Annotated in this window: 24 protein-coding genes; all 24 read left to right on the top strand. The window is 68.9% G+C overall.

Going from position 1 to position 15,881, the window contains the following annotated elements:
* Positions 1-150 precede the first annotated feature (150 nt).
* Positions 151-567: a 50S ribosomal protein L16 gene (rplP, locus tag NBW84_RS06345; protein WP_250282597.1), complete on the top strand. Its 417-nt coding sequence runs from the start codon at positions 151-153 to the stop codon at positions 565-567.
* Positions 567-872: a 50S ribosomal protein L29 gene (gene rpmC / locus NBW84_RS06350; RefSeq protein WP_250282598.1), complete on the top strand. Its 306-nt coding sequence runs from the start codon at positions 567-569 to the stop codon at positions 870-872. The genes rplP and rpmC overlap by 1 nt, the downstream gene beginning before the upstream one ends.
* 5 nt (positions 873-877) lie before the next feature.
* Positions 878-1,234, top strand: a complete 357-nt coding sequence (rpsQ, locus tag NBW84_RS24110) for a 30S ribosomal protein S17 (protein ID WP_445548541.1) — start codon at positions 878-880, stop codon at positions 1,232-1,234.
* Positions 1,235-1,409: 175 nt separating this feature from the next.
* Positions 1,410-1,778, top strand: a complete 369-nt coding sequence (rplN, locus tag NBW84_RS06360) for a 50S ribosomal protein L14 (RefSeq protein ID WP_013875102.1) — start codon at positions 1,410-1,412, stop codon at positions 1,776-1,778.
* Positions 1,779-1,789: 11 nt separating this feature from the next.
* On the top strand, positions 1,790-2,107 hold the full coding sequence (gene rplX, locus NBW84_RS06365; protein WP_445548542.1) for a 50S ribosomal protein L24: 318 nt from the start codon (positions 1,790-1,792) through the stop codon (positions 2,105-2,107).
* Positions 2,108-2,243: 136 nt separating this feature from the next.
* On the top strand, positions 2,244-2,813 hold the full coding sequence (gene rplE / locus NBW84_RS06370; RefSeq protein ID WP_250282602.1) for a 50S ribosomal protein L5: 570 nt from the start codon (positions 2,244-2,246) through the stop codon (positions 2,811-2,813).
* Positions 2,814-2,955: 142 nt separating this feature from the next.
* Positions 2,956-3,141 carry a type Z 30S ribosomal protein S14 gene (locus tag NBW84_RS06375; RefSeq protein WP_131748532.1) on the top strand — a complete coding sequence of 62 codons (186 nt, stop codon included), beginning with the start codon at positions 2,956-2,958 and terminating at the stop codon, positions 3,139-3,141.
* A gap of 196 nt (positions 3,142-3,337) precedes the next feature.
* A complete protein-coding gene (gene rpsH / locus NBW84_RS06380; RefSeq protein ID WP_250282604.1) occupies positions 3,338-3,745 on the top strand; it encodes a 30S ribosomal protein S8 in 408 nt (135 codons plus the stop codon).
* A gap of 11 nt (positions 3,746-3,756) precedes the next feature.
* Entirely contained in the window at positions 3,757-4,293 is a 537-nt protein-coding gene (gene rplF / locus NBW84_RS06385; protein ID WP_250282606.1) for a 50S ribosomal protein L6, read from the top strand.
* 11 nt (positions 4,294-4,304) lie between these two features.
* Positions 4,305-4,673 (top strand): 50S ribosomal protein L18, encoded by a 369-nt coding sequence (rplR, locus tag NBW84_RS06390; RefSeq protein ID WP_250282609.1) that lies wholly within the window; start codon positions 4,305-4,307, stop codon positions 4,671-4,673.
* A 49-nt stretch (positions 4,674-4,722) separates the two neighbouring features.
* On the top strand, positions 4,723-5,331 hold the full coding sequence (rpsE, locus tag NBW84_RS06395; RefSeq protein ID WP_013875095.1) for a 30S ribosomal protein S5: 609 nt from the start codon (positions 4,723-4,725) through the stop codon (positions 5,329-5,331).
* Positions 5,331-5,516 carry a 50S ribosomal protein L30 gene (rpmD, locus tag NBW84_RS06400; protein WP_250282642.1) on the top strand — a complete coding sequence of 62 codons (186 nt, stop codon included), beginning with the start codon at positions 5,331-5,333 and terminating at the stop codon, positions 5,514-5,516. The genes rpsE and rpmD overlap by 1 nt, the downstream gene beginning before the upstream one ends.
* A complete protein-coding gene (rplO, locus tag NBW84_RS06405) occupies positions 5,513-6,007 on the top strand; it encodes a 50S ribosomal protein L15 (RefSeq protein WP_250282610.1) in 495 nt (164 codons plus the stop codon). Before rpmD ends, rplO begins: the two co-directional genes overlap by 4 nt.
* 460 nt (positions 6,008-6,467) lie before the next feature.
* The gene (gene secY, locus NBW84_RS06410) at positions 6,468-7,760 is read left to right on the top strand and encodes a preprotein translocase subunit SecY (RefSeq protein ID WP_250282612.1); all 1,293 of its coding nucleotides are present in this window, start codon (positions 6,468-6,470) and stop codon (positions 7,758-7,760) included.
* Positions 7,760-8,413: an adenylate kinase gene (locus tag NBW84_RS06415; RefSeq protein ID WP_250282614.1), complete on the top strand. Its 654-nt coding sequence runs from the start codon at positions 7,760-7,762 to the stop codon at positions 8,411-8,413. Before secY ends, NBW84_RS06415 begins: the two co-directional genes overlap by 1 nt.
* A 342-nt stretch (positions 8,414-8,755) precedes the next feature.
* Positions 8,756-9,595, top strand: a complete 840-nt coding sequence (gene map / locus NBW84_RS06420; protein ID WP_250282616.1) for a type I methionyl aminopeptidase — start codon at positions 8,756-8,758, stop codon at positions 9,593-9,595.
* Between the two features lie 252 nt (positions 9,596-9,847).
* Positions 9,848-10,069, top strand: a complete 222-nt coding sequence (gene infA, locus NBW84_RS06425) for a translation initiation factor IF-1 (RefSeq protein ID WP_006541558.1) — start codon at positions 9,848-9,850, stop codon at positions 10,067-10,069.
* Between the two features lie 114 nt (positions 10,070-10,183).
* Positions 10,184-10,297, top strand: a complete 114-nt coding sequence (gene rpmJ, locus NBW84_RS06430; protein WP_003956441.1) for a 50S ribosomal protein L36 — start codon at positions 10,184-10,186, stop codon at positions 10,295-10,297.
* A gap of 197 nt (positions 10,298-10,494) precedes the next feature.
* Entirely contained in the window at positions 10,495-10,875 is a 381-nt protein-coding gene (rpsM, locus tag NBW84_RS06435; protein WP_250282618.1) for a 30S ribosomal protein S13, read from the top strand.
* A 92-nt stretch (positions 10,876-10,967) separates the two neighbouring features.
* Positions 10,968-11,372 (top strand): 30S ribosomal protein S11, encoded by a 405-nt coding sequence (gene rpsK / locus NBW84_RS06440; protein ID WP_013875088.1) that lies wholly within the window; start codon positions 10,968-10,970, stop codon positions 11,370-11,372.
* Between the two features lie 193 nt (positions 11,373-11,565).
* Entirely contained in the window at positions 11,566-12,192 is a 627-nt protein-coding gene (gene rpsD, locus NBW84_RS06445; RefSeq protein WP_047221581.1) for a 30S ribosomal protein S4, read from the top strand.
* Positions 12,193-12,397: 205 nt separating this feature from the next.
* On the top strand, positions 12,398-13,450 hold the full coding sequence (locus tag NBW84_RS06450; RefSeq protein ID WP_250282620.1) for a DNA-directed RNA polymerase subunit alpha: 1,053 nt from the start codon (positions 12,398-12,400) through the stop codon (positions 13,448-13,450).
* A gap of 291 nt (positions 13,451-13,741) precedes the next feature.
* Complete coding sequence (gene rplQ, locus NBW84_RS06455; protein ID WP_250282622.1) at positions 13,742-14,398, top strand: 50S ribosomal protein L17; 657 nt, start codon at positions 13,742-13,744, stop codon at positions 14,396-14,398.
* 594 nt (positions 14,399-14,992) lie between these two features.
* Positions 14,993-15,832: a tRNA pseudouridine(38-40) synthase TruA gene (truA, locus tag NBW84_RS06460; RefSeq protein ID WP_250282624.1), complete on the top strand. Its 840-nt coding sequence runs from the start codon at positions 14,993-14,995 to the stop codon at positions 15,830-15,832.
* Positions 15,833-15,881 lie beyond the last annotated feature (49 nt).

Raw genomic sequence — 15,881 nt, forward strand, 5'->3', positions numbered from 1 at the left:
GCGCTGGCGCTGGCGCGGGCGGCGCGGCCGAGGCCACGTCGGCACCGGCGAGCTCCGAGGCCACGGCCTCCACGGCACCGGCCGCGTCTCCGGCCGACACCGCCGGGCCTGCCGCTGGCGCGGCCACCCAGGAGACGGAGGGCTAGAACGATGCTGATTCCTCGTAAGGTCGCACACCGCAAGCAGCATCACCCTAGCCGTGACGGCGCGGCCAAGGGCGGGACCAGGCTCGCGTTCGGCGAGTTCGGCATCCAGGCGCTCGAGCCGGCCTACGTGACGAACCGGCAGATCGAGTCGGCGCGTATCGCGATGACCCGTCACATCCGTCGTGGCGGCAAGGTCTGGATCAACATCTACCCGGACCGTCCGCTGACGAAGAAGCCGGCCGAGACCCGGATGGGCTCCGGCAAGGGCTCGCCCGAGTGGTGGGTCTCCAACGTCAAGCCCGGGCGTGTGCTGTTCGAGCTGTCCGGTGTCGCCGAGCCGGTGGCCCGCGAGGCGATGCGGCGCGCCATCCACAAGCTGCCGATGAAGTGCCGCTTCGTCACCCGTGAGGGAGGTGCGTGATGGCGACCGCGACCGCGGACGAGCTGCGGGCACTGTCCCGGCAGGATCTGGGGGACAAGCTGCGGGAGGCCAAGGAGGAGCTGTTCAACCTCCGTTTCCAGGCCGCGACCGGCCAGCTCAGCAGCAACCACCGGCTGCGGGTCGTCCGGCGTGACATCGCGCGTATCTACACGGTGCTGCGCGAGCGCGAGCTGGGTCTTTCCGAGGACCCGGAGCTGGTGGGAACCGGCGTGGCGGTCGCGGCTGACACTGACCAGGCGCAGGCCGAGCAGGCACAGACGGCTACCCAGGCGGAACGGGCGTGAGTGGGATGACAACGGACGACACCCCGACAACGGACACCCCGGCAACGGACGGCGCGGCGACGGACGGCGCGGCGACGGGCGCGGGGCACGACGCGCCGGCGGCGGAGGCCGGCCGCGGTTTCCGCAAGGTCCGCGAGGGCCTGGTGGTCAGCGACAAGATGACCAAGACCGTGGTCGTCGCCGTCGAGGACCGGGTGCAGCACCCGCTCTACGGTAAGACGATCAGGCGCACCAAGAAGATCAAGGCACACGACGAGAACAGCACCAGCGGCGTCGGCGACCGGGTCCTGCTCATGGAGACCCGGCCGCTGTCGGCGACGAAGCGCTGGCGCGTGGTGGAAATTCTGGAGAAAGCCAAATAGGTCGACCCGCTGACGGCGACGCGACGATGGCTGGCGCGTCGCCCGGGCAGTGGCAGGCGACGGATAGATGGCCCGACGGCGACGCGACGAGTCCGGCGTGTCGCCGCGGGCCGCACAGTAGGTCCAGCGAGCCGGCCGCCGGCAGGCGGGCGCCGACGCAGTTCGGGAGCGGGAAGTGATCCAGCAGGAGTCGCGACTTCGGGTCGCCGACAACACGGGTGCCAGGGAGTTGCTGTGCATCCGCGTGCTCGGTGGTTCGGGGCGTCGTTATGCCGGCATCGGCGACATCATCGTCGGGACCGTGAAGGACGCCCTGCCCGGGGCCGGCGTCAAGCGTGGTGACGTGGTCAAGGCGGTCGTCGTACGCACTACCAAGGAGCGTCGTCGTCCTGACGGCTCCTACATCCGGTTCGACGAGAACGCCGCCGTGCTCATCAAGGACGGCGGGGATCCCCGAGGCACGCGTATCTTCGGGCCGGTTGGTCGCGAGTTGCGTGACAAGAAGTTCATGAAGATCATTTCACTGGCGCCGGAGGTGCTGTGACCGTGGCCGGAATGAAGATCAGGAAGGGTGACACGGTCCAGATCATCACGGGTAAGGACCGGGGCCTGCGGGGGAAGGTCATCAGGGCCTTCCCGACCGAGAACAAGGTGCTCGTCGAGGGTGCCAACCGGGTCACCCGGCACACCCGGGTGGACACCTCGGCCCGCGGTTCGCAGTCCGGGGGGATCATCACCCAGGAGGCGCCCATCCACGTCAGCAATGTCATGATCGTGGATCCCTCCGACAACCGTCCCACCCGGATCGGCTACCGCGTCAACGACGACGGTACGAAGGTGCGGATCTCCCGCCGTACCGGCACCGAGCTGTAGCCGGCATGGCTGGTGTGAGCGGAGCCGGTGTGATCGAAGGGGCCGTCGGTGGCGTTCGGGTGGCCGCCGACGGCGTTCCTGTCGGATCGCGGTGGGGATCGCCGTCCGTTGGGCCGAGGCTGCAAGGAAACGAGAGATGACAACCACCACTGAAGCCCGTCCGCTGCCGCGGCTGAAGCAGCGGTACCGCGAGGAGATCGCGGCGGGCCTGCGCGAGCAGTTCCAGTACGCGAACGTGATGCAGATCCCGACCGTGGTCAAGGTCGTGGTCAACATGGGCGTCGGGGACGCCGCCCGGGATGCCAAGCTCATCGACGGTGCGCTGCGGGACCTTGCCTCGATCACCGGCCAGAAGCCGGCCGTCCGGCGGGCGAAGAAGTCCATCGCGCAGTTCAAGCTGCGTGAGGGCATGCCCATCGGGGCGAAGGTGACCCTGCGCGGCGACCGCATGTGGGAGTTCCTGGACCGGCTGGTCTCGGTCGCACTCCCGCGTATCCGTGACTTCCGGGGGCTCTCGCCGAAGCAGTTCGACGGCGCCGGCAACTACACCTTCGGCGTCACCGAGCAGTCGATCTTCCACGAGATCGACATCGACCGGATCGACCGGGTCCGCGGGATGGACATCACGGTCGTCACGAGCGCGACCACTGACGACGAGAGCCGCGCGCTGCTGCGGGCGCTGGGCTTCCCGTTCCGCGAGAGCTAGCCGGCGGCCCTCCGCTAGGAGATACCGGCCAAAGGCTGTGCGAAGATTTTTTCGTACGGCCGGCGGCCCTGGAAGAAGTGCCGGCCAAAGGCTGTGCGAAGATTTTTTCATACGGCCGGCGGCCCTGGAGGAAACAGGTCAGATGGCGAAGAAAGCACTGATTGAGAAGGCGATCCGCAAGCCGAAGTTCGGCGTGCGGGGTTACACCCGCTGCCAGCGGTGCGGGCGTCCGCGGTCGGTATACCGCGCGTTCGGCCTCTGCCGGGTCTGCCTGCGGCAGATGGCGCACCGCGGCGAGCTTCCCGGGGTCACCAAGAGCTCGTGGTAGAGCCCGCGGAAACGGCTCCCCGGCGCGTCGTGCCGGCGTGACGGGGATGCCGTCCAGCCCGCCGGGCGTCGTACCTGACGGGCCGCGCCGACGCGGGCCGCGCGGGCCACGGAAGCTGACGCACACCACCCACCGTTCGCGGTAGGCCCCACGGCTACGCGCCGCGGGGAACCGTCGCGAGGAAGGTTCCAGCCCCATGACGATGACAGACCCGATTGCGGACATGCTGACCCGTGTCCGCAACGCCAACCGGGCATACCACGATCGAGTGGTCATGCCGAACAGCAAGATCAAGACGCATATCGCCGAGATCCTCCAGCAGGAGGGCTACATCGCCGGGTGGCACGTCGAGGAGCCCCCGGACGGGACCGTTGGCGCGTCCCTCGTCGTGGAGCTGAAGTACGGCCCGAACCGGGAGCGCTCCATCGCCGGCGTGAAGCGCATCAGCAAGCCGGGCCTGCGGGTCTACGCCAAGGCGACCAACCTTCCCAAGGTGCTCGGTGGGCTCGGTGTGGCGATCATTTCCACATCGTCGGGCCTGCTGACCGACAAGCAGGCGAACAAGCGCAGAGTAGGCGGGGAAGTCCTCGCCTACGTCTGGTAAGGAGTCGCGCGATGTCACGTATCGGACGTCTACCGATTCCGGTGCCAAGCGGTGTGGATGTCTCCGTCGACGGCACGGAGGTCGTGGTCAAGGGCCCGAAGGGCACGCTCAGCCACTCGGTGGCGGAGCCGATCACCGTCAGCGCGCAGGACGGGCAGTTGCTCGTCGCCCGCCCGGACGACGAGCGCCGCTCGCGCGCCCTGCACGGGCTGACCCGCACCCTGGTGGCGAACATGGTGACCGGCGTCACCGCCGGCTACTCCAAGACGCTTGAGATCGTCGGTGTCGGCTACCGCGTGCAGGCCCGGGGCTCGGATCTGGAGTTTGCTCTGGGTTTCAGCCACCCGGTCCCGGTGAAGGCCCCCGAGGGCATCAGGTTCGAGGTGCAGACGCCGACCCGTTTCGTCATTCACGGGATCGACAAGCAGCAGGTCGGCGAGGTGGCAGCCAAGATCCGGCGGTTGCGCAAGCCCGACCCGTACAAGGGCAAGGGCGTGCGGTACCAGGGCGAGGTCGTCCGCCGCAAGGTCGGCAAGTCCGGGAAGTAGGGGAACGGATCATGGCTGTCAGTGTCAGCGCCCAGCGGCGTACGGCGAAGTTCCGCCGGCACGCGCGGATACGCAAGAAGGTCTCGGGCACGCCCGTCCGCCCGCGCCTCGTGGTCACCCGCTCGACCCGCCACATCTACGCCCAGGTCATCGACGACGTCGCCGGCCACACCCTGGCCTCGGCGTCCACGCTGGACCTCGCGCTGCGTACCGTGGACGGCGACAAGACCGAGCTGGCGAAGGCCGTCGGCCAGCTGGTCGCCGAGCGCGCCCGCAAGGCCGGCGTCACCGCGGTGGTCTTCGACCGCGGCGGGCGGACCTACCACGGGCGGATCGCCGCGCTGGCGGACGCGGCCCGGGAAGGTGGGCTGGAGTTCTGATGCCTCGGGCCTGCACGCGCGGATATTCAACGAACAGGGAGATTCACTGATGCCAGGCCAGCAGCGCCGCGGAGGCGGCTCCGGCGGCTCTGACCGTCGGGAACGCCGCGACCGCCAGGGCGGCGGTCCGGCCCAGGACAAGAACGCGTACGTCGAACGAGTGGTCGCCATCAACCGGGTGGCGAAGGTCGTCAAGGGCGGTAGGCGGTTCAGCTTCACCGCCCTGGTCGTGGTCGGGGACGCCGACGGCACCGTCGGTGTCGGCTACGGCAAGGCCAAGGAGGTGCCGGCCGCCATCGCCAAGGGCGTGGAGGAGGCCAAGAAGCACTTCTTCAAGGTGCCGCGGATCGGTTCGACGATCCCGCACCCGATCCAGGGCGAGGCCGCCGCGGGGATCGTGCTGCTCAAGCCGGCATCCCCGGGTACCGGCGTCATCGCCGGCGGCCCGGTCCGCGCGGTGCTGGAGTGCGCGGGCGTCCACGACGTGCTGTCGAAGTCACTTGGCTCGTCGAACCCCATCAACATCGTGCACGCCACTGTCGCGGCGCTGCGGGGCCTGATGCGCCCCGAGGAGATCGCCGCCCGCCGTGGCCTGCCCATCGAGGACGTGGCGCCGCCGGCGATGCTGCGTGCCCGCACGGTCGGGGCCGGTGCGTGATGGCCCGTCTGAAGATCACACAGATCCGTTCGGGGATCGGCGGGACCCGCAACCAGCGTGAGACGCTGCGGACCCTCGGCCTGCGCCGGATCAACGCGACGACCGAACGGGACGACCGTCCGGAGGTGCGCGGGATGATCGCTACTGTGAGTCATCTCGTCAGGGTCGAGGAGGTGGACGCGTGAGCGAGCTGACCAAGACAACCGAGCCGGAGACCGCCGATGCCCGGCGGGAGCCCAGCCTGAAGATCCACCACCTGCGGCCCGCGCCGGGTGCCCACAAGGCAAAGACCCGGGTCGGCCGTGGTGAGGCCTCCAAGGGCAAGACCGCCGGCCGCGGCACCAAGGGCTCCAAGGCCCGCAAGCAGGTCCCGGCCCGCTTCGAGGGCGGCCAGATGCCGCTGCACATGCGGGTGCCCAAGCTCAAGGGGTTCCGTAACCGCTTCCGCACCGAGTACCAGGTCGTCAACGTCGCGACGCTCGCCGAGCTGTTCCCCGACGGGGGGGAGATCGGCCTGGACGATCTCGTCCAGGCCGGTGCCGTCCGTCGTAACAGCCTGGTCAAGGTGCTCGGCGACGGAGAGATCGGGATCGCGCTGAGTGTGAGCGCCCACGCTTTCTCCGCGTCCGCCAAAGAAAAAATCACCGCTGTCGGTGGCAGCGTCACCGAGATCTAGGCCACATCCGGTGGGTGCCGGCCGGCGCGGGCGCCGCCCGCGCCGGCCAGGGATCCACCGGACACGACCTGGCCCACCGGGGCCTCGGAGGTGCTGGAGGGCTGCCCTCCGGTGTCCCGCTGCCCCGTCGGCCACGGCTGGCGGGGCAGCCAGGATCTGCTGGAGCCGTCGCGTCGCCCGAGTCCGCTGGCTTCGGGCGGCGCACTGCCGTTACCCTTACCCCGAACGCCTCGAACGCCGAGGTTGATGCCTGATGTCGCCGGCTACCGGAGGTGGAGGACAGTTCCACACCCTTCCGTATCCGCGGTGACCGGGGATGACGGGCCTGCCGCAGGCCCATGTCGGGACGAGTGGACCGTCTCTACTGTTACAGTCGGCACACCGCGCACTGCCGGTCCTATCTTCGGTCAGGGCAGTCGTCCACCGGGTGCGTTTGCCGTGACGATCAGCAGGAGGAGTCGTGCTCACCGCCTTCACACGGGCTTTCCGCACGCCTGACCTGCGCAAAAAGCTGCTTTTCACTCTCGGGATCATCATCCTGTTCCGGATCGGCAGCGTACTGCCTTCCCCCGGGGTGTCGACCAAGGCGATCAACGCCTGTCTGTCCTCGGCGAGCGCCGACAGCAGCAACGTCTACTCGCTGATCAACCTTTTCAGCGGTGGCGCTCTGTTGCAGCTGTCCATCTTCGCGCTCGGGATCATGCCGTACATCACGGCGAGCATCATCATTCAGCTGCTGGTGGTGGTGATCCCCAGGCTTGAGCAGCTGAAGAAGGAAGGCAGTTCCGGTGAGCAGAAACTCACCCAGTACACCCGTTATCTGACGATCGGGCTGGCGGTTCTGCAGGCGACCGGCATCGTCGCCCTCGCCCGCAGCGGCAACCTGTTCCCCGGCTGCGCCGCGCCGATCATTCCGGACACCAGCCTGTTCCGGATCGCGGTCATCGTGATCACGATGACCGCCGGCACCTCCCTGATCATGTGGCTGGGTGAGCTGATCACCGCCCGCGGGGTGGGCAACGGGATGTCTCTCCTGATCTTCACGTCGATCGCGGCGGCGCTGCCCTCCCAGGGCAGCCGGATCCTCCAGGTGGCCGGTGGCGTGGTCTTCGCCCTCGTCTGCCTGCTGGGGCTGGTGATCGTCGTGTTCGTCGTCTTCGTCGAGCAGTCGCAGCGCCGCATCCCGGTGCAGTATGCCAAGCGTCTCATCGGCCGCCGGATGTACGGCGGCACCTCGACCTACCTGCCCATCAAGGTCAACCAGGCCGGCATCATCCCGGTGATCTTCGCATCCGCGCTGCTGCAGCTGCCGCAGCTGCTCGGGCAGGTCTGGGACAACAAGGCCTTCCAGGACTTCGAGCAGCGCTATCTGGCTCGCGGCGACCACCCACTGTATCTCGTCAGCTATGCCGCGCTGATCGTTTTCTTCACTTACTTCTACGTGGCCATCACTTTCAACCCGACCGAGGTGGCGGACAACATGAAGAAGTACGGCGGTTTCATCCCCGGCATCCGGCCAGGACGACCCACCGCGGAGTACCTCGATCGCGTGTTGTCCAGGATCACGCTCCCGGGCTCGCTCTTCCTCGGTGCCATCACGGTCCTTCCGCTGGCGCTGTTGAACCTCACCAAACAGCAGCCCTTCCCGTTCGCCGGAACGTCAGTACTGATCATTGTCGGAGTGGGGCTGGAGACGGTGAAACAGATCGAAAGCCAGCTCATGCTCCGCAATTACGAAGGCTTCCTGCGGTAGTGCGCCTCGTACTGGTCGGACCGCCGGGCGCTGGCAAGGGCACCCAGGCCGCCTTCATCGCCCAGGCACGGTCGATTCCCAAGATTTCCACGGGCGACATCTTCCGGGCGAACGTCCGGGAGGGCACCGAGCTGGGGGTGCTCGCCAAGCAGTACATGGACGCCGGCGACCTCGTCCCCGACGAGATCACCATCGGCATGGTCCGCAACAGGCTGGCCGAGGACGACGCGGCCAAGGGCTTCCTGCTCGACGGCTTCCCCCGCAACGTGCCCCAGGCCGAGGTGCTGGGCCAGCTGCTCGAGGAGATGGGCACGCGCCTGGACGTCGTCCTGGAGCTCGTCGTCGACGACGACGAGGTGGTGCTGCGCCTGTCCGGGCGGCGGACGTGTCGTAACTGCGGTCACATCTGGCACATCGACTTCGACCCGCCCGCGCTGGAAGGTGTCTGCGACCGCTGCAACGGCGAGCTGTTCCAGCGGGACGACGACCGCTCCGAGACGGTACGCCACCGGCTGGAGGTCTACGCCGAGCAGACCGCACCCCTGGTCGCCTACTACGCGGCGAAGGGCCTGTTGATCGGTATCGACGCGACCGGCCCGGTGGACAATGTCACCGACCGCGCTCTCGACGCCCTGCGCCACTACGCGAGCTGACGCCCGCCGGCCGCTTCGGCCCGCCCCTCCGCGGCCGGCCTGGTGCGCGGCCGGCCCGTTCCGCGGCTGGCCTGGTGCCACCCGCCCCGGTGTGGCCCTGGCTCCGTGTGGGGCATCAGGGGTGGCCGGCTGTGGTGCTACCGGCGACGTGGCAGGCACACTAGGGCGGGGTGGGGTACCGATGGCAAGCTCACGGACGCGCCGCCAAGTGGCTCCGATAGCGTGTCCTCACTGTTCGCGCCACCGGAGGCCTACGGGACGGCCGCCGTCACAGGCGGACGGGACCACAGAGCTACCAGCGATATCACAGGGTTACTAGGGATACGGACCGGGGCGACGAGCGTGGCGCGACGAGAGCATGTCCAGATCAAGACCGCGGGTGAGATCGCGAAGATGCGGGTGGCGGGGCTTGTCGTCGCGCGCGCCCTGGAGAAGCTGCGAGCGGCGGTCGAGCCGGGGATCACCACTGCGGAGCTTGACACGATCGCAGAGAAGTCGATCCGCGGCGACGGCGGGATTCCCTCCTTCAAGGGCTACGGCCGGCCGCCCTTTCCCGCGTCGATCTGCGCGTCCGTCAACGACGAGGTCGTCCACGGGATACCGCACCGCAGACGGGCGCTGCGCGAGGGGGACATCATCTCCATCGACTGCGGCGCGATCGTGGACGGCTGGCACGGCGACTCCGCGATCACGGTACCGGTCGGGACGGTGCCCCAGCAGTTCCTCGACCTGATCGAGGTGTGCGAGCAGTCGCTGTGGCAGGGCCTGGCGGCCGTGCAGCTCGGCGGGAAGCTGACCGACATCTCGGCGGCGGTCGAGCGCCACGTCCGCCCGCGGGGGTACGGCATCGTGGACCACTACGGCGGCCACGGCATCGGGACCGAGATGCACCAGCCGCCGCACGTGCTCAACCACGGGCGGCCGGGCCGGGGGATCCGCCTGGTCGAGGGGCTCGCGCTGGCGATCGAGCCAATGATCACGATAGGGCGGCCGGACACCCGGGTGCTTGGTGACGAGTGGACCGTCGCCACCACGGACGGCTCCTGGGCCGCGCACACCGAGCACACGGTCGCGGTGACCCCACGCGGGCCCTGGGTGCTGACGGCCCTCGACGGTGGCGCGGCGAAGTTCGCCGAACTGGGGGTCGCCTGCGGACAGCCGGTCGGGACGCCCGCGTCCTGAGGCCGTCACCGGTAGCTCGCCGTGATCCGCTGCCGGCACGATCGCTGTCCTCCGGTCGCCGCCGACGGCAGTGATCGACGCTGCTGATCGACGCTGGTGACGGAGCCAGGTTGGCCCTTGACGAGTGGGCCACGTACACTTGAAAGCCGACGGTTAGCGGGACATCGATGTTCGCGAGATATTGATGTTCGCGAGATGTTGATGTTCGTCTGTGTCCACCGTCGGACACTCGAGGGTAGGACAGCGGAGGACATGCCGAAGAAGGACGGGGCTATCGAGATCGAGGGCCGAGTCGTGGAGCCACTCCCGAACGCGATGTTCCGGGTCGAGCTCCAGAACGGTCATCGGGTACTCGCCCACATCAGTGGCAAGATGCGTCAGCACTACATCCGGATCCTTCCAGAGGACCGGGTCGTGGTGGAGCTGTCGCCCTACGACCTGTCCCGTGGTCGGATCGTCTACCGCTACAAGTAAGCTCTCTGGCTACCGGCGGCGTGACGCTGCTTCTCGACGTCGTCGGCAGCCTGTGACACCACAGCCATTCGCAGACGCACCTGAAGCGGCTGCGCAAGGGAGGTCCGTGCAGCCGTGAAGGTCAAGCCGAGCGTCAAGAAGATCTGTGACAAGTGCAAGGTGATCCGTCGCCATGGCCGCGTGATGGTCATCTGCGACAACCTGCGCCACAAGCAGCGCCAGGGCTGACAGCCTCGGCGGATGGCCTGAGGCCGGTGTCCACGGCCACGGCCATCTGCTGCCGGGGCGACGCCCGTCCAAGCGTCACCAGGCCGCGGTACGCGGTATCCACCCCCGGTCGGAGGCCGGGGCCCGGGCCGGCGCACACGTCGTCGGCACGGGACGGAGACGCTCAAGACCTCCGGTAAAGGAAGGAAACACCTGGCATGGCACGCCTGTCCGGCGTAGACCTCCCGCGTGACAAGCGGGTGGAGATCGCTCTGACCTATATATTCGGGATCGGCCGCAGCCGTTCCCTGGAGACTCTTGCCGCCACCGGGGTCAGCCCCGACACGCGCGTCCGGGACCTGACCGACGAGGAGATCGTCCGGCTCAGGGAGTGGATCGACGCGAACTACCGGGTCGAGGGTGACCTGCAGCGGGAGGTGCGCCAGGACATCCGCCGGAAGATGGAGATCGGCTGCTACCAGGGCCTGCGGCACCGGCGCAACCTCCCCGTCCACGGCCAGCGGACGCACACCAACGCGCGTACCCGCAAGGGCCCGCGCCGCGCCATCGCCGGTAAGAAGAAGGCCGGCAAGAAGTAAGCCAGTAGTCAGCCGCCCCGGCCGGCAGCCGTCGACGGTGGCCATGGCCAGGCGCTGACCGACGACCTCGTAAACGGAGATCACGAAAGCATATGCCGCCAAAGACGCGTGCCGCCGGCATCAAGAAGGTCCGGCGCAAGGAGAAGAAGAACGTCGCGCACGGCCACGCCCACATCAAGAGCACCTTCAACAACACGATCGTGTCGATCACCGACCCCAGCGGGAACGTGATCTCCTGGGCGAGCGCCGGCCACGTCGGATTCAAGGGATCGCGCAAGTCGACCCCCTTCGCCGCCCAGATGGCCGCGGAGAACGCCGCCCGCAAGGCGCAGGAACACGGAATGCGCAAGGTGGACGTCTTCGTCAAGGGCCCCGGCTCGGGACGGGAGACCGCGATCCGCTCCCTGCAGGCGGCCGGTCTCGAGGTCGGCGCGATCCAGGACGTCACCCCGACCCCGCACAACGGCTGCCGGCCGCCCAAGCGGCGCCGGGTCTGACCAGCGGGATCCGGTGACAGACAGGATCTGACAACAGAGCAGTACCGCGGCTGTCGGTGGCGCGACACGGAGCATGACCGCGCCACCTCCGGTCGGGTTCGCGCCAGCAGCACCAGGGCCTCGAAGGCCTCCGGTGGCGCGAAGAAGCACATCCTCGCGCCACCCCTGGCCGAAAAAGGAGAGAAGGACAAGCATGGCCCGCTACACCGGCGCGGACTGCAAGCGCTGCCGCCGTGAGAAGACGAAACTGTTCCTCAAGGGCAGCAAGTGCGAATCGCCCAAGTGCCCGATCGAGATCCGCCCCTACCCCCCGGGTGAGCACGGCCGCGGCCGTACCAAGGACTCCGAGTACCTGCTGCAGAAGCGTGAGAAGCAGAAGTGCGCGCGCATCTACGGCGTCCTGGAGAAGCAGTTCCGTGGCTACTACGACGAGGCCAACCGGCGCACCGGCAAGACCGGTGACGAGCTGCTGAAGATCCTCGAGTCGCGGCTGGACAACGTCGTGTACCGCGCCGGCTTCGCTCCCTCCCGGGACGCCGCGCGCCAGGCCGTCCGCCACGGCCATGTCGTGGTCAACGGTGGCAAGGTCGACATCCCCAGCTACCGGGTCAGCGAGAACGACATCGTCGAGATCGCGCCCAAGGCGCGCGAGCTGACCCCGTTCATCATCGCCCGGGAGACCGCGGGCCAGCGCACCCCGCCGCCCTGGCTGGAGGTCATTCCCAGCCAGCTGCGGGTGCTGGTGCACTCGCTGCCGGCCCGGCAGGTGATCGACACCCAGGTGCAGGAGCAGCTCATCGTCGAGCTCTACTCCAAGTAGGCCATACCGGGGCAGGCCATGCCTCGGGCAGGCCGCACCGCACCGGGCCCACCGCCGGGCCCGGTGCGGACATCCCGTTCCGGATGGTCCACACTGGAACGGGTACGACGTGGACGGGACGGACAGAGGTCCCGCCCACGGGCTCCGACTGGAGCCGTAGTCACGGCGTCATATAGCGGTCGTCGTGTTCGGAAGGACGTACACCATGCTTATCGCCCAGCGTCCGACGCTGATCGAGGAGCCGATCTCGGAGTTCCGCTCGCGGTTCGTCATCGAGCCGCTGGAGCCGGGTTTCGGCTACACCCTCGGCAACTCGCTGCGCCGGACCCTGCTGTCCTCCATCCCCGGCGCGGCGGTGACCAGCATCCGTATCGACGGGGTGCTGCACGAGTTCTCCACCGTTCCCGGCGTGAAGGAGGACGTCACCGACCTGATCCTGAACCTGAAGGAGCTGGTCGTCAGCTCGGAGAACGACGAGCCGACCGTGATGTACCTGCGCAAGCAGGGCCCGGGAGCGGTGACCGCGGCGGACATCGCCCCGCCGGCCGGCGTCGAGGTCCACAGCCTCGACCTGCTGCTGGCCACCCTCAACGACAAGGGCAAGCTCGAGATCGAGCTGACCGTCGAGCGCGGTCGCGGCTACGTCAGCGCCGCCCAGAACAAGCAGCCGGGGCAGGAGATTGGCCGGATCCCGGTGGACTCCATCTACTCCCCGGTGCTCAAGGTCACCTACAAGGTCGAGGCGACCCGTGTCGAGCAGCGCACCGACTTCGACCGGCTCATCGTGGACGTCGAGACGAAGCAGTCGATCTCGCCGCGGGACGCGATGGCCAGCGCCGGCAAGACGCTCGTCGGCCTCTTCGGCCTCGCGCAGGAGCTGAACGCCGAGGCGGAGGGCGTCGACATCGGCCCGTCCGCCGCGGACGCCGCGCTCGCCGCGGACCTGGCGCTGCCGATCGAGGAGATGGACCTCACCGTCCGCTCCTACAACTGCCTCAAGCGCGAGGGCATCCACACCATCGGTGAGCTGGTGTCCCGCAGCGAGGCGGATCTGCTCGACATCCGCAACTTCGGGCAGAAGTCGATCGACGAGGTCAAGACGAAGCTCGCCGCGATGGCTCTCCAGCTCAAGGACTCCCCGCCCGGGTTCGACCCGCGGCACGCGGTGGACACCTACGGCACCGACACCTACTCGTCGGCGCCGTTCAGCGACTCTGCCGACGACGGCTCGGAGTTCGTCGAAACCGAGCAGTACTGACCGAGCGGTACCAGCCGGAGCGGTACCAGCCGGAGCGGTACTGATGAACAGGCACCAGGGAACAGCGGCACCCAGCAGGCAGCACCGAAGAAGCAGCGGCGCTCGGGCTGAAGGCGGCGCGGTATCATTGCCGCGCCGCCCGATGCTCCGCGTCTACTGATCTTGGTTTTTGCGTGATCGTCGACGGCGGTTGCGTGGCCCCCAGGCGGTGGCCCGCCCACGAGCTCGGGGTCTTCCTAGGGATTCCGGCGAAGCCATCCGGCGGGATAGAAGGATCGAGGAGCACCTGTCATGCCCACGCCTACCAAGGGCCCCCGGCTCGGTGGCAGCCCCGCGCACGAGCGGCTGTTGCTGGCCAACCTCGCCACCGCGTTGTTCGAGCACGGCGGCATCACCACGACCGAGACCAAGGCGAAGCGGCTGCGTCCGTACGCCGAGCGGCTGGTCACCTTCGCCAAGCGCGGCGATCTGCACGCCCGTCGGCGGGTGCTCAGGTTCGTCCGCGACAAGTCGGTGGTGCACGTCCTGTTCACCGAGATCGGCCCACGCTACGCGGACCGCAACGGTGGCTACACCCGCATCGTCAAGCTCGGGCCCCGCAGGGGAGACAACGCCCCGTTGGCCCGCATCGAGCTGGTCGAGGCGCTGACGTTCGCCCAGCAGGCGGTCCGGGAGGCCGAGCAGGCCCGGGGCACCCGCTTCGCCCCCCGTCGCCGCCCCACCGGCGCGACGGCCGAGGCCGCGGCCGACCTGGCGAAGGAGTCGCCCACCGCGGCAGCGGTTGCCGCCGAAGCCGAGGCGGCCGCCGAGGCCGACGCTCCCGTTGTCGAGGCCGTCGCCACGCCCGCTGACACCGATGCCGGCACCGAGTCGGCACCGGCGCTGCCGGTGGAGGAGCCGGTGGAGGAGAACGCCGACGACACGCCGAAGAGCCCCAGGGCCGACTGAGCTTTCAGGGGTCGACCGGGCCGGCTTTCCGGGACCGACCGGGCTGGCTGAGCCTGGCCGACAGGCCGGAACCAGCTGAAGCCGGACGAGCATCGGGGGTCCGTCCCCGGGCCGCTCGTCCGGCTTGGTCGTTGTCAGCTACTGGCCTGCTGGCATCGGTCAGACAGCATGGGCCCCGTCCGCGGTCAGAGCCCGTGCGCAGCCCCGCTCCAGGGGGAGCCTGATCCGGCCGACAGGCCGGTAGGCCTACCGGCGACAGGCCAACAGGCTGACAGGGTCTTCCCGCGATCTTCCCGACGGTTCGTACGCTCCTCCCGTCGGCTCGTACGTCCCAACGTCCGCCGCGTTGCGCCGGGTGGCCCATGGTTGCGCAATGGTTGTCCTGGGATTGCTTCGGGGAGGGGCTCCGGCCGCCTCGACGGGACCCGCATCGCACCGGTCCACCATCTGGCGGAGGATGGTGGACCTCATGTTTCGCGTGCCGCCGTGATTCCGGTGATATCCGATGTGCTTACACCATCTTCTTTGTGTCCTGCGGGACGATATGACCCGAAGTATGATCGACAACTGTGTGACCCGAATCGTCAGGAAGCGGTGAGCGCTGTCGACGGCCTGCTCCGGCTCCGTCTCGGCCTCGCCTATGACGGCACCCCGTTCGCGGGGTGGGCACGTCAGCCCGGGCAGCGCACCGTGCAGGGTGACGTCGAGGACGCGCTGATGCGGGTGGCGCGACTGCCGGCGGTCCGGCTCACCGTGGCCGGGCGTACCGATGCCGGCGTCCACGCCCGCGGCCAGGTGGCCCACGTGGACATCCCCGACGACGTCCCGCTCGGTGGGCTTGCGCGCAGGCTCAACGGCGTGCTCGACCGTGCTGTGCGGATCACGGCCCTGGCACCGGCACCGCCGGGTTTCGACGCCCGCTTCTCCGCGCTGTCCCGCCGCTACGTCTACCGGATCGCTGACGCACCGTACGGGGTCGATCCGCTGCGCCGGCACGACACGCTGGCCTGGCCGCGTCCCCTGGATGCCGAGCGGATGGCCGACGCGGCCCTGGCCCTGGTGGGGGAGCGCGACTTCGCCGCCTTCTGCCGGCGCAGGGAGGGCGCGACCACGGTGCGCACACTGCTGCGCCTGGACGTGGCACGGGTGCCCGACGGCCATGACGGTGTGGTCGTCGCGGACGTGGAGGCGGACGCCTTCTGCCACTCCATGGTGCGGGCCCTGGCCGGTGCGCTGCTGGCGGTGGGGGAGGGGCGGCGCCCCCGCCACTGGCCGGCGGACGTCCTCGCTCGCGGTGCCCGTGACCCGGCGGTGACGGTGGCCCCGCCCCACGGCCTGACCCTCGTCGAGGTCCGCTACCCGCCCGACGCAGAGCTGGCGGCCCGGGCGGCGGTGACCCGGGCGGTGCGGGTGCCGACGAGCTCGTCCGGATGACCCTGGCCCGCACAGGCCTGCCCGCGCGGCCGTCCATACAGCCTGTCCG

This window comes from Protofrankia sp. CiP1_Cm_nod2, from assembly GCF_920664355.1.
Lineage (GTDB): Bacteria > Actinomycetota > Actinomycetes > Frankiales > Frankiaceae > Protofrankia.

What these genes read in the sequence shown, in the direction of transcription:
- rpsM (WP_250282618.1), top strand. Translation starts at nt 10,495, where the DNA reads ATGGCACGCCTGTCCGGCGTAGACCTCCCGCGTGACAAGCGGGTGGAG.
- rpmD (WP_250282642.1), top strand. Translation starts at nt 5,331, where the DNA reads ATGGCCCGTCTGAAGATCACACAGATCCGTTCGGGGATCGGCGGGACC.
- rpsD (WP_047221581.1), top strand. Translation starts at nt 11,566, where the DNA reads ATGGCCCGCTACACCGGCGCGGACTGCAAGCGCTGCCGCCGTGAGAAG.
- rpsE (WP_013875095.1), top strand. Translation starts at nt 4,723, where the DNA reads ATGCCAGGCCAGCAGCGCCGCGGAGGCGGCTCCGGCGGCTCTGACCGT.
- rplX (WP_445548542.1), top strand. Translation starts at nt 1,790, where the DNA reads ATGAAGATCAGGAAGGGTGACACGGTCCAGATCATCACGGGTAAGGAC.
- rpsH (WP_250282604.1), top strand. Translation starts at nt 3,338, where the DNA reads ATGACGATGACAGACCCGATTGCGGACATGCTGACCCGTGTCCGCAAC.
- infA (WP_006541558.1), top strand. Translation starts at nt 9,848, where the DNA reads ATGCCGAAGAAGGACGGGGCTATCGAGATCGAGGGCCGAGTCGTGGAG.
- NBW84_RS06375 (WP_131748532.1), top strand. Translation starts at nt 2,956, where the DNA reads ATGGCGAAGAAAGCACTGATTGAGAAGGCGATCCGCAAGCCGAAGTTC.
- rplP (WP_250282597.1), top strand. Translation starts at nt 151, where the DNA reads ATGCTGATTCCTCGTAAGGTCGCACACCGCAAGCAGCATCACCCTAGC.
- NBW84_RS06450 (WP_250282620.1), top strand. Translation starts at nt 12,398, where the DNA reads ATGCTTATCGCCCAGCGTCCGACGCTGATCGAGGAGCCGATCTCGGAG.
- rplQ (WP_250282622.1), top strand. Translation starts at nt 13,742, where the DNA reads ATGCCCACGCCTACCAAGGGCCCCCGGCTCGGTGGCAGCCCCGCGCAC.
- rpsQ (WP_445548541.1), top strand. Translation starts at nt 878, where the DNA reads ATGACAACGGACGACACCCCGACAACGGACACCCCGGCAACGGACGGC.
- rplF (WP_250282606.1), top strand. Translation starts at nt 3,757, where the DNA reads ATGTCACGTATCGGACGTCTACCGATTCCGGTGCCAAGCGGTGTGGAT.
- rplR (WP_250282609.1), top strand. Translation starts at nt 4,305, where the DNA reads ATGGCTGTCAGTGTCAGCGCCCAGCGGCGTACGGCGAAGTTCCGCCGG.
- rpsK (WP_013875088.1), top strand. Translation starts at nt 10,968, where the DNA reads ATGCCGCCAAAGACGCGTGCCGCCGGCATCAAGAAGGTCCGGCGCAAG.
- rpmC (WP_250282598.1), top strand. Translation starts at nt 567, where the DNA reads ATGGCGACCGCGACCGCGGACGAGCTGCGGGCACTGTCCCGGCAGGAT.
- rplE (WP_250282602.1), top strand. Translation starts at nt 2,244, where the DNA reads ATGACAACCACCACTGAAGCCCGTCCGCTGCCGCGGCTGAAGCAGCGG.